We start from the raw sequence: 12,781 nt of genomic DNA on the forward strand, positions 1-12,781 counted from the left end.
GGCAAATTATTTGAGGTCTTTTTTGGGGATTAAAACTGACCTATTATGAAATACATATTATATGCTGCTGCATTGTTATTTGCTTTATTAAGCTGTACAAATAATTCAACCAGGCAGAAAGTTCAAAATGATTCATTATATGAACATTCTAATGCAACTACCACTCCCTCACAGGGGGATAGCGTAACATTTAAGAATGATAATACCGGCACATCAGTAGGAGAAGGAACAACCACCAGTGGCACAACCGCAGGCAGTAGCAGTTCTCATAAAGACTCAGTAAAATAGATTAATGTAATGAATAGTTAGGTTTGAGTTTTACTTCTTATTTGCCATCTCAAAAATCACTATTATCAATTGGTTCAACATTAATTAAAATCTGAATTCAAGTACTATTTACAACCCATATCAAATGATTGACCTACAGAATAACTGCATTTAATAGTTCTGTTTGACTTAAAGAACTACAAACTACACACTACAAACTACAAACTTCCTTAAACAGCATGTTTAAGGAGAAAGAAAGGTACCTGGTAGTCTGGTGGAAAATCTCCCTGAAACCTGATGGTCCAGTCATAATCATCCATGTAGAATTGTAAGTACTCGGTGTCTTCTGCACTCAGGGGTGCTTTCACTGTAATTTCCAGCTTGTTCTTCATCTTCTTTTCCTTCTCCCGCTTTGGCTCTTTCAGCCTTCCTGCCAGCTCCTGTTCAAAGGAAGAGAGTAGAAGCGTAAACTGCTCCTGGGTTAGGGAAATACGCTTTTGCTCAGTAAGGAAGGTATACAGGGCTGTGAATGCCGCTGGCTTATCCATTCCCTGTTTTAAACAGACAATGGCTATGGTCCTTACCTGTTTAAACAACTGCCTGTACCTTCTTTTTACCGGTACAAAGCGGTAGATGATCGAAGAGATAATGTTGCCTGTACCAAACCTCTCTGCGCTTCTCCTACTTCCTTCAAAGGCAGGATCACTCCAGAAGCGCTTACTGCTTACACCTGGAAGCATCCTTACCAAAAATCCCCATTCCACATCCTTATAAAAGTTGATGTCACCATCCACGGTTCCTGTTGCTGTAATGTATCCTACTTGCCTGGCCATAACTGGTATTAGATTTTAATAGCTGCAAGTTTTTGAAAATCCCTCTCAGTTCAAAACCCCAATGTCCGTTTTGGCCGCTTTTGACCGATTTGGCCGGTATTGTCCGCTTTTGACCGTATTGACCGGTTTTGTCCGTTTTCCTCTCTAAACCACTAATCCTTACTCCTTTTCCTTCCTTGAACATTGAACATTGAGCATTGCTCATTGAGCATTCTTCATTCTTCAACCTCAGCCAGGACCGCTATAAACAATGCCTCTCCAACCTAACCCCACTTCATCATTCGTTATTCCTTGTTCATCTGTTCGATATTCCCTTCCTTCTTCCTATCTACAGTATACCAGCGCCCTGGCTGCAGTATAGCTGCGGTATAGATACTGCGTGATCACCACGCAGTATCTATACCGTAGGTAGGGTTTTGATTAGGGGCAGCTATACTCCAGGTAGGGAGTGGATATTTTGATGTTTGGGGGGAAGATAACTTTGACTAAGAACAAAGAAGGTTCCTGGAAATAATAAAATGTTTCTGAGCCGAATTTAATCGGCCCTACTTACGGAATAACAATTTAATAATTGGTTCAATATAACTAGGCCACTTTTCTTTTTTCTTTCTTTTCAGCCTTAATATATTGATCTAGTGCTTTATCGAGTGAAGGTAGTAGTTGGCCTTTTTCACTGCCTAGTACACTATAGCCTGGCCGCCTGGCAATATATCCCAGTTCTTCTGCAGGTTTTGAATCAATAAGAGACCGTTCCAGATCAAATTCTTCCGCTATCCGGAATGCAAATTCTGACCAGGTCAGGGAGCCTTTATTGGAAAGATGCCATAATCCTTTTTCATGATCGATCAACAGGTCAAGGGTAGTATTAACCAGGTCTGGCACATAAGTAGGAGATATCACAATATTATCAGCAACCTGCATGGGTTCACCGTTTTGCAATGCTTTCCGGACATAATGGACAAAGTTAAATTCATCCCATGGACTAAAGAAAGCACTGGTTCGGATAACAAGAGAGGAGGGTGCAAATTCCGCTACGAGTTCTTCTGCCCTCAATTTACTTTGCCCGTAAATATTCAATGGATTAGGCTCGTCTGACTCCAGGTATGGAATAGTTTTAAGTCCATCAAAGACAAGATCAGATGAAAAGGTAATGAACTGGATACCTGCTTCGTTACAAGCGATTGCCAGGTTATGTGGACCCTGGGTGTTTTCTAAAAAACACCTGTGCCCATCTAACTGGGCATCATCCACTCTTACATAACCTGCTGCATTGATAACGGCCCATGGCTTGAATAGTCCTATACAATTTTTAACCTGCTGTAAGTTACTGATATCACAATCCTGCCTTCCAACAATTTGGTACGGAATACATCGTTCTTCGCAAACTTTTGCCAACGCTTTTCCCAGTGTTCCATTTTTCCCAATGATCAAAACAGGTGCGCTGTTTCTTCTTGCTTTCATTCGTAATTCTTTAATAACAGGGCCGAATAATATTCGTGAAGAACGCTGCCACCAACCTTTCTCTTCAGAAAGAGGATGCAGGATGCTGTTTTTTTCTGTCAGTTTCTTAATAAATCTTACCAATGCAGTAGCCCGCGGAGTTCCATTACGAACATCAAATGCACCGGGTTCATACTCACCTGCAGGTTCTGTCAGCAATTTATTCCAGCCAAAAGATCCTAATAATGCCCAGGATGTTACGGCTCTGACGTCTATATTTTCATTTTTTAGTTCACAGACAGCATCCCATACATGTTTAAACCAGCGTAATTGTTCTTCACGGTGACAGTGTAAATGGACCTCTGTTATTGCCATAGGACTATGGTACCTGTTCCATGCTTCTTTTAATAATTTTTTTAACCCGGTTTCTTCATCAATTTCTACACGAACCGCTTCCACATCGGCATATTGGTGACGGCCATTTCCTCCCACCAGGTTTTGTGGATATAGATGTACACGGTCATCCAGAAAACGCTCAGAAGTTATGTAATGGTTAAAACCAAATATATCGGGCACGCAGGGGTTATCAATAAAAAATAATAGTTCTTCTTGTGGTATTCCATTTTTTATAAAATAATTCCAAAGAGGGTGATGTTTATCCAACCTACCGCATAAAATATCATAGGTTAGCCAACGGCGCTTATTTTCGAAATTAGCCTGGTATTGTAATTCTGGCGTACTATACGTTTTTCCCAGATCTTCCGTTTGCACCAGGCGCGCCCCTGGATTGATCTTCCTGATTTCCAGCATGGATAGTACAGTACCTTTAAGCTGGTTGATCAGCATTTTCAAAAACACATGAGCAGATCTCTGGTGGGGATACCAAAAACCATATAGCCCACTGAAGCGGGCAGTGGTCAAAGGTTCGTTTACCGGAGTATAGTTATTGATCCAGGGAAATTTTTCTGCTACTTCTCCTGCATAATCGGCTAACAGGTAGGGAAATTGTGGGTCTGAAAGATCGGTATAGGCAGGCCCACTACCATGATGTACAAGACCTGCTATAATTTCAACCTTATTCTCTTTTAATTTAGTAATCCGATCTTCAGTCCATGACCAATCTATTTCTGTATTTTTTACAGGTTGATGTTTTTCCCATAGGATAGGGTACCTGATCTTTGTTATGCCCAGGCTAACAATGGCATCAATATCATTTATGCGGTCATAATGACCGGAATATTCCAACTGGTCGTAGTACTGATTATTTACCCTATTGATTGTACATTCAATTCCGCCCCAAATTTCAGGATTGTAAGATGTTTTGTCCATTGATATAAGTTTCAGGTTGTCCTTGCATAATCTTTTTAAAAGTGGTTAATGCCTGGGCCACTACCTGATCCATATTGTAATATTTATAAGTTGCCAAACGACCAACGAAATAGGTGTTTGTCATTGAAGAAGCCAGTTGTTGGTATTTCTTATATAACTCCGCATTTTCTGGTCTTGGAACCGGATAATATGGATCGCCTTCAGCTTTTGGATATTCGTAAACAACAGCTGTCTTTGTATGTTTTTGGCCTGTGAGGTATTTGAAATCTGTTATCCTGGTGTATAGTTGGTCATTAGGATAATTTACAGTACCTGTTGGCTGGAAAACTTCCTGGTCAATGGTTTCAAACTTAAATTCCAATGACCTGTAAGGAAGCTTTCCATAACAGTAATTGAAATATTCATCCACAGGGCCGGTAAAAATTAAATTATGGTACGGTATAAAATCGATAATTTCTTTGTAATCAGTATTCAGCATCACTTTGATATTTGGATGCGAAAGCATTTTTTGAAACATTTGAGTATACCCATATAGAGGCATTGCCTGGTATGTATCAGTAAAATACCTGTCGTCACGATTGGTACGCGTAGGTACACGTGCAGTAACACTTGCATCTAATTCTGAAGGATCAAGATCCCACATCTTCTTCGTATATCCCCGGAAGAATTTTTCATAGAGTTCACGACCCACCTTGCTCACTACCACATCTTCGGAAGTTTTTACACCCGCTACTTTTTCTGCCCGGGAAGCAAAAAAATCTTCAACTTCTGAACTGTTTAAATTCAATCCATATAACTGATTAATGGTATTCAGGTTTATAGGTATAGGAACCAGTTGTCCATCCACACTTCCCAATACTTTATGTTCATAGGGACGCCAGGGTGTGAACTTTCCCAGGTATTCAAATACTTCTTTGGAATTGGTATGAAAAATATGAGGTCCGTATTTATGAATCAGTATTCCATCATTATTGTAATAGTCATAAGCGTTACCAGCTATATGGTCACGTTTATCAATGATCAGAATTTTTTTATTGCCTTCAGAGGCCAGGCGTTCAGCTAATACACTGCCGGCAAAGCCAGCACCTACTATCAGATAATCAAACATAGATATTCTCCTTCACTTTGGTTTTTACGGATGTTGTTTGCATTAATGTCTCTTCAATATTTCTTACCATCTGGCTCCAGGTACGATCCCATGAATTAAAGGCAAGGAATTCGTCAACTTTTTTCAACCAGGATGACCTTCTTTTTTTGTTTAGTTCTTTTTCAGCAGCAGCTATAAATTCATCTGCATTGCTAACAATGTGAACTAGTTTATTATCTCCATATGGATGAACTACATCAGTGATCGGTGTTGAAATAACAGGCTTGCCTGCTGCCAGGTATTCGGGTGTTTTTGTAGGACTTATAAACTTTGTAGATTCATTCATGGCAAATGGAATGGTAGCTATATCCCAACCTGCAATGTATGCAGGTAGCTCTTCGTATTTTTTACCTCCCAGGTAATGAATGTTTTCATAATGGGGAAGTGATGCCGGATCGATCTTTACAATTGGGCCGAGTATAATAAAATTCCATTCGGATCTTTCCCTGGAAACCTTTTCAAGCATTTCAATGTCAAATCTTTCATCAACAACGCCAAAGAATCCAAATCGTGGATGGGGGATTGCGGCCTGGTCGGCAGGATCTTCTTTAAAAGTTCTTGCTATTCCAAAATGGTGTTTGTCAATACTGCTGGGGAAAGAAAATATATTATGGTGATGATCTTTTTTAGAATTGTAAATGCTGTTGCCACCTGTAAATACTATGTCTGCTTTTTTAAAAAGTTCCTTTTCCCTGATAGTCAACTCGGGAGGGGCAAACTTGAAGGCAGATAATTCATCCATGCAATCATAGATCACCAATTCAGGTGTAAGATGATCGGTGAATGGAAGTGCCATTGGTGTATAGTACCAGCTAAAAAAGCGATTGATCTTCATATTATTGAAGATCTTGGCAATTACTTTTCGCTGCCTGTTATGAATCTCAGTTTCATCCAATCCGTGTTTAATATATGGAGTAATAACAAATAGATTTTCATTGAAGTTTTCAATTTGTATTTTGTCTTCATGATCATGAAAAATAGGTTCTTCAATGAAGAATACACGCTGGTGTTTGGAGAAACGGCTTAACAAATGATTAGGCCTTTGAAAAACAAATCCCCATCTTAAATGGGAAAAGCAAACCAGGTCTATGTTGTGCATGAAGGCACATGATACATCTTCAATATTTTTTATCATGCATCTATTGATGCTATTTACATGCCACACAATTTTTAAATTAAAAATTGTAACTACGTCTAACTGTTTGAAATCAAGTGTAGAAAATAGTCCTCATCATGCTATGAAACTTACTGTTATCGCAGGTTTTGGCACGATAGAATATTAACATTTAAGATTGTTATTGTGCTTGATGAGGTAATTATAAAATAAATTGGAGGATGTAAAACGATTTAAATTCCGATTGGGAAATTTAGAATTTTTAAAGAGTTGTAATTAGATTTTATAACCTCCGGAAATAAAATATATAATAAATCAGGTAATGGAAACAAGTCCAATTTAACTGTTTGTTTCATGATAAAATGCCAACCAAGCTTTTGAAAAAGCAATAAAAAAAGAGTGTTGTCATCAACACTCTTGATTAGAAAATATTTGTACCAGGCTTTTAAGCTACTCTTTGAAATGCTTCTTTTTTAATCCTGGTTATTTCTTTGATGAAAACTACTTCTTCCTGTTTATAAGGTTCTCCGTTTTCACGAAAAATATCATGGAACCATAATTCAGGCTCATTTTCATATTCTGTGCTCCAGGAATCCCATGGACAATGGGTTTGAGTTTTGCCTGCAACTAATCCCCAGTTATATCCCCCTACATTATATTTCTTGAATAATGGCAGTATTTCCTGGAATGTGCTGCCAAAAGGCCTTGCCATATATTCTGTGCAGAGAAGTGGTCTTTTAAAGCGCCTTAAATGTTTGATCTTCTCTTCGGTAAGCTTTACATCGTCATAACAGTGAAAGCTAATAATGTCAGAATGTGTAAACATATAATTGTCTAGGGCGGTCAACTTTGTATCGCAGCTCCAATCCTCTTTCCAGGGAGCCATAGTTATAGGTTGTAAAGGATTGATTTCCCGCACCCAGTTTATGGTCTTTTTCAATAGTTCCATGGAAAGCTCTGCCTTATGTACAGCATAATCATCATCTTTATAACTGGTCAGGTTCATATTGTCGGGCTCGTTAAAAAGATCCCAGATCAACACTCTTTCATCCGAAGCAAAATGGGAGACAATACCACATACGTATTGCTTGAGGCTGTCATATTGAGTAGGGTCGTTCAATACATCGTATCCAGGAGATTGAACCCAGCCGGAATTATGGACATTGTGCCGGGGAACGGGTTGTGTACCCAGTTTTGGAAAAGGGTTCCAGACAGAATCGAATAGTACCAGCATGGACCTGATGCCATTACGATGAGCAATGGTCAGGAAAGTTTCAATACGTGCAATAAAACCCTGGGGGTCCTGTTGCCAGAGCAGGTGATGAAGGAAGACCCTAACAGTATTAAAACCCAGGTCGGAAGCCCAGCTTAATTCCTGGTCAATACGAAATGGGTCAAAAGTCTCAGCCTGCCACATTTCCAGTTGATTGATAGCGTTACTGGGGACATAATTACATCCTACCAACCATCCATTCTTATCAATCCATTCATTTGCTTTTGCTTCAGGCCAGCGATGGGCCAGTTCAGGATCCTGCTCTAAAAAAGGCACGGTAACATTGGTGGCTAACATAAAGTATAGGTTATTAGATTATTCCGGCTTTTATACGTTTCGGAATTAAGACTCAAAATAACTGCAAAGGATAAAAGATGCAAGTTTGAATTCGGCTAAATTTCATATTTATCGATGAAACCCAGAATAAGGCGGGTAAACTCAAAATCATTAAATTTTCTATCTTCCGGCAGGCATGAATTTATTGCAGATATTTGGATTTAATTAAGCTAAAGAAAGGATTATGAACGAAGTAATTATAAAGGAAGTAAGGGAGAAGTTCCGGGCACGTTTTAAGGAAGAACCTACATTATTCAGATCGCCGGGAAGAGTCAATATTATCGGGGAACATACTGATTATAATAACGGCTTTGTTTTGCCAGCAGCTATTGACAAGGCAGTTTATATTGGTGTAACAAAAAGACAGGACAACAGTATAGTATTATATTCGGAAGAATTCAAGGAAGAGCATACTTGTACCTTATCCACAGTAGAAAGGACCGATAAGGGATGGCCAAACTATATTCTTGGAGTAGTGGATCAACTCTTAAAACGAGGCTTTAAAATCGGAGGGTTTAATTTAAATATTGAGGGGGATGTTCCTATTGGCTCAGGACTTTCTTCTTCTGCAGCTGTTGAATGCGCTACCGCTTTTGCTTTAAATGAAATATTTCAACTGGGTATTGGAAAAATGGACCTTGCATTGATTGGTCAGAAGGCAGAGCATGAATTTGCCAGGGTAATGTGCGGTATTATGGACCAGTTTGCAAGTGTATTTGGTAAAAAAGACCATGTGATCAGGCTCGATTGTCAAAGCATGGAATATGAATATGAACCCCTGGTTTTGAAAGGATATAAATTATTATTACTGAATACCAATGTCAAACATTCATTGGCATCTTCAGAATATAATACCCGGCGGAAGCAATGCGAGGAAGGAGTGCAATTGGTGAAGATGCGATACCCGCAGGTACATACACTTCCGGATGTAACCAAGACAATGCTGGAGGAATGTGTTACCGACCCATTGGTATTCAAAAGGTGTAAATATGTAATAGAGGAAAATGAAAGATTACTTGCCGCATGTGAAGATCTTAAAAAAGGAGATATTAAAGCGTTGGGAGAAAAAATGTACAGGACACATGACGGACTTAGTAAAGAGTATGAGGTGAGCTGCAGGGAGCTTGATTTTTTAGTGGATTCGGTCCGTAGCCATCAGGATGTTTTAGGTGCACGGATGATGGGAGGTGGTTTTGGTGGCTGCACAATCAATATTGTAAAAGAGGAGTCTATTAACGGGTTATTTGATGCATTGGCTATTTCATATAAAAAAGAAATGGGACTTGATTTAACGCACTACATCGTCGAAACCGATGATGGTTCCTCAAGCATTATTTAAAACTGATTGTAATAAAATATAGGCCTAATTTGCTATAATGGAAGTGATAAAGTTGGCTATTTTAATGGTCAATCGGTTGATTATTCTGTAATAGGAAATTTATAGATAGTCGTTGATCTGAAGACTTCTCCATGATGATATGCTGTAGATGGAAAATTGGAATGGTGTGGGGAATCAGGATAGTGCTGGGTTTCCAAACAAAATGCTGTGCGGAAATGATCAGGGACATGACCTTTTATTATATTTTCCCCTGACATAAAATTGCCTGTATAAAACTGCATGCCCGGTTGATCTGTGTAAACCTCCATTATTAAACCTGTAGCATCGCCTTTTACTCTGGCTGCAAGTTCATGATTTAATCCTTCTTTATTTAAAACATAGTTATGATCGTAACCATTACCAAATCTTAACTGGATATGATCATCCTTTATATGTCTGCCTATGGCATGTGGTATTTTAAAATCAAATGGTGTTCCTTTGACAGGTTCCAATATCCCATCGGGGATAAGCGATTCATTAACCGGCGTATACCTGTCTGCATTTATATATAATTCATGTCCCAGGATGGTACCGCTGCCCTGGCCATTCAAATTAAAATAAGAATGATTGGTAAGATTGAGAATAGTTGACCTGTCACAAACGGCTTCATAATGTATGATCACTTCATTATCATCTGTTAAAGAATATTTCACGGTTACTTTTAAATTTCCGGGATAACCTTCCTCTCCATCAGGTGATAAATAGGTTAGGGAAATACTTTTTTGTGAACTATCAATAACATCCCATACACGGGAATGAAATCCTTCAGGACCTCCGTGTAAGTGATTGGGAGGATTATTGACGGCTAACTGGTAATCATTCTTATCTAAATGAAATTTGCCATTTGCGATACGATTGGAATACCTGCCAATAGTGGCACCATGGTAAACCTCTGTAGCGTTTAAATAACCATCAATCGTGTCAAAGCCCACCACTACATCAACCATGCTTTTATTAGGCCTGGCTACTAATAGGTTGACAATACGGCAGCCGTAATTAGTAATATTTAGCTCAGTTCCTACACTATTTTTTAGATTATATAAAGAAACTCTTTTACCCTGGATAGTTTGCTCAAATTTTTCATGCCCGGCCATAACTTCAGCTTTATTACTTTTTAAAATTAAGAGATAATCCGTGTCTTATTTACCTGCTGCAGATAAACAGAAAAGATGGGAATCGGTTAACTCTCTATTGTTCTCTACATTTGCTATTCAAATTTAATTGATTGAAGCACCTCAAAGCATTAAATAAATATTTCTGGAAGTATAAGTTAAGGTTGAGTATAGGAATATTCTTTATAGTAATATCGAATTATTTCGGCGTCCTGGCCCCGCAGATCACCGGGTTCATCATTGATTTTTCACAACGTACATTGCCGGGTTATCAGCCAAGAGCAAAAAAGGCTGTATATGATGTGACAGTCACGAGGTTTATTTCATATGTTGAAGGATTGACCTATTCTCCCATACAGATAGTGGTTTTATGTGGGATTATCATATTGGCCCTGGCTTTATTGAGAGGATTTTTTATGTTCCTGATGCGGCAGACCATTATTGTGATGAGCCGCCATATTGAATATGATCAGAAAAATGAAGTATTCGAAAAATATCAGACCCTTGATGCGACATTTTATAAAACGCACAGTACGGGTGACCTGATGAGCAGGATGGCCGAAGATGTAAGCCGTGTCAGGATGTTCACCGGACCAGCTGTTATGTATTTAATTAACCTGGTCACCCTCATTTCCATGAGCGTATTCTTTATGTTTAAGCGCCAGCCAGAACTCACATTATATGTTTTGGCGCCATTACCCATATTAGCCTTCATCATTTATTTTGTCAATACCATCATTCACAGGAAAAGCGAAGCATTGCAGGCAGCACTGGGAAGCCTTACTACAAATGCACAGCAATCATATTCAGGCATCAGGGTCATCAAATCCTTTGTACAGGAAGAATCCATGTTTCATCAATTTGAAGAAAATAGCAACCGGTATAAACAGCAGGCAGTAGGACTGGCAAAAGTTGAAGCTCTTTATTTTCCTTCCATGACCTTACTTATAGGGTTGAGCACCTTGTTAACTATCATGATCGGGGGTATTTATTACATTAATGGAACAAAGGATATTGGTATAGATACAATAGTGGAATTTGTGATCTACATTAATATGCTGACTTTCCCTGTAAGTGCAATTGGATGGACTGCCAGCATGATTCAAAGAGCCTCTGCATCACAAAAACGATTGAACGAGTTTTTACAAACACAACCTTCTGTTCCGATTGAAAATTCAAAGCAAAAATTGTCTTTAACCGGCGATATACAATTCAAGAATGTTGACTTTACCTATGCCCATACAGGTATCAATGCTATCAAACATTTTTCTCTTCATGTTGCAGCAGGACAGCGCATAGCTGTAGTAGGCAGAACGGGGAGTGGTAAAACTACTCTTGCTCAATTGCTCATGCGCATGTTCGATGTTAATTCAGGGAAAATAGTATTGGATGGAGTAGATATTAAAGATATTGACCTGCTGACATTGAGAAAACAAATAAGCTATGTTCCCCAGGATGGTTTTTTATTCAGTGATTCCATAGCAAACAATATAGCTTTTGGAGCTATCAATCAATCACCGGAAATAGTCAGGGAGTCAGCCCGGTTGGCAGTAGTATCACGAGACATCGAAGGATTTCCCAAAGGATATGAGACAGAAATAGGAGAGAGGGGCGTAACGCTGAGTGGTGGCCAGAAGCAAAGAATTTCTATTGCACGTGCTTTAATGAAAGATGCCCCGATATTGATAATGGATGATTGCCTGAGTGCAGTAGATGCCCGGACAGAAAAGGAGATCATTGGAAATTTTAAGGTGTACCTGGAAGGTAAAACATCGATCCTGATCACACACAGGATCTTTAGTCTTTTAAATTTTGATAAGGTGATTGTTTTGGAGGAAGGGGCTATTGTGGAGGAAGGGACACACGAAGAACTTTTAGACAAAAAAGGGGTTTATTACAAAATGTATTTAAGACAATTAAGGGAGGAGGAAAGCTAATTTTGTTGTCCGGGAAACCCAATAAACCGGATTATAAGCTAAAAATTTTTGCTGGCTGCTTCCTAATATAAGGGTAATGTGGCAATAATTAAGCAAATTTGGCTGTTGAAAAAACATAATTATATTTGTGAGCATTAAACCAAAACCTTTTATTTAAACTGTAAAAAATTTACAACTGTGGCGTACGACAACAATGAAAAGAAAATGGAGAGCATTTACAGCAAACGTATCCGTGCCGGAAAACGCAGGACTTACTTTTTTGATGTAAGGGCTACACGTGGTAATGATTATTATTTAACTATTACAGAGAGCCGTAAGCGCTTTAATGATAATGGTTATGACAGGCACAAGATCTTTCTTTACAAAGAAGATTTCAATAAATTTATAAAGGCTTTGACGGAGGCTGTGGATCACGTAAAAACACAGTTAATGCCCGATTTTGATTTTGATGCATACAATCATGAAGATGCTGAAGGAATGGAAGGTGAAACTGACGAAGTAACAGCTGAAGTGGAAATTCCTAATACAAATCCTGCACCTTCTGCAAGCAGTAGTTCTTCTACAGAAGAAGTAGATAAATGGTAATATATTGATATTTAAATATGTAAGCCCTCC

10 protein-coding genes are annotated in these 12,781 nt (G+C 38.7%); 4 read left to right on the forward strand and 6 right to left on the reverse strand.

The window, feature by feature from the left end; all coding sequences use genetic code 11:
• Positions 1-45 precede the first annotated feature (45 nt).
• Positions 46-288: a hypothetical protein gene (locus tag BP74_RS04565; protein WP_496371522.1), complete on the forward strand. Its 243-nt coding sequence runs from the start codon at positions 46-48 to the stop codon at positions 286-288.
• A gap of 209 nt (positions 289-497) precedes the next feature.
• Here the strand turns inward: BP74_RS04565 and BP74_RS04570 are convergent, their stop codons facing one another.
• From BP74_RS04570 to BP74_RS04590, 5 genes are all read right to left on the reverse strand, one after another.
• Positions 498-1,100, reverse strand: coding sequence for a hypothetical protein (locus BP74_RS04570; protein WP_496371524.1), 603 nt, complete (start codon positions 1,098-1,100; stop codon positions 498-500).
• A gap of 585 nt (positions 1,101-1,685) precedes the next feature.
• On the reverse strand, positions 1,686-3,869 hold the full coding sequence (locus BP74_RS04575) for a sugar nucleotide-binding protein (RefSeq protein WP_496371526.1): 2,184 nt from the start codon (positions 3,867-3,869) through the stop codon (positions 1,686-1,688).
• Positions 3,844-4,977 carry a UDP-galactopyranose mutase gene (gene glf / locus BP74_RS04580; RefSeq protein ID WP_496371528.1) on the reverse strand — a complete coding sequence of 378 codons (1,134 nt, stop codon included), beginning with the start codon at positions 4,975-4,977 and terminating at the stop codon, positions 3,844-3,846. The genes BP74_RS04575 and glf overlap by 26 nt, the downstream gene beginning before the upstream one ends.
• Positions 4,970-6,151 (reverse strand): glycosyltransferase family 1 protein, encoded by a 1,182-nt coding sequence (locus BP74_RS04585; RefSeq protein ID WP_496371530.1) that lies wholly within the window; start codon positions 6,149-6,151, stop codon positions 4,970-4,972. The genes glf and BP74_RS04585 overlap by 8 nt, the downstream gene beginning before the upstream one ends.
• 424 nt (positions 6,152-6,575) lie before the next feature.
• Positions 6,576-7,700, reverse strand: coding sequence for a cellulase family glycosylhydrolase (locus tag BP74_RS04590; protein WP_496371532.1), 1,125 nt, complete (start codon positions 7,698-7,700; stop codon positions 6,576-6,578).
• A 223-nt stretch (positions 7,701-7,923) separates the two neighbouring features.
• On the opposite strand from BP74_RS04590, the gene BP74_RS04595 reads away from it, so the two are divergent.
• Entirely contained in the window at positions 7,924-9,078 is a 1,155-nt protein-coding gene (locus BP74_RS04595) for a galactokinase (RefSeq protein WP_496371534.1), read from the forward strand.
• An 80-nt stretch (positions 9,079-9,158) separates the two neighbouring features.
• On the opposite strand, the gene BP74_RS04600 is transcribed toward BP74_RS04595, so the two are convergent.
• On the reverse strand, positions 9,159-10,211 hold the full coding sequence (locus BP74_RS04600; RefSeq protein ID WP_496371536.1) for an aldose epimerase family protein: 1,053 nt from the start codon (positions 10,209-10,211) through the stop codon (positions 9,159-9,161).
• A gap of 131 nt (positions 10,212-10,342) precedes the next feature.
• Here BP74_RS04600 and BP74_RS04605 point away from each other — a divergent pair, with 131 nt between their 5' ends.
• Positions 10,343-12,166: an ABC transporter ATP-binding protein gene (locus BP74_RS04605; RefSeq protein ID WP_496371538.1), complete on the forward strand. Its 1,824-nt coding sequence runs from the start codon at positions 10,343-10,345 to the stop codon at positions 12,164-12,166.
• 177 nt (positions 12,167-12,343) lie between these two features.
• Positions 12,344-12,751: a DUF3276 family protein gene (locus BP74_RS04610; RefSeq protein WP_496371540.1), complete on the forward strand. Its 408-nt coding sequence runs from the start codon at positions 12,344-12,346 to the stop codon at positions 12,749-12,751.
• The last annotated feature ends 30 nt before the right edge of the window (positions 12,752-12,781 follow it).

Source organism: Flavisolibacter ginsengiterrae DSM 18136, assembly GCF_059568575.1.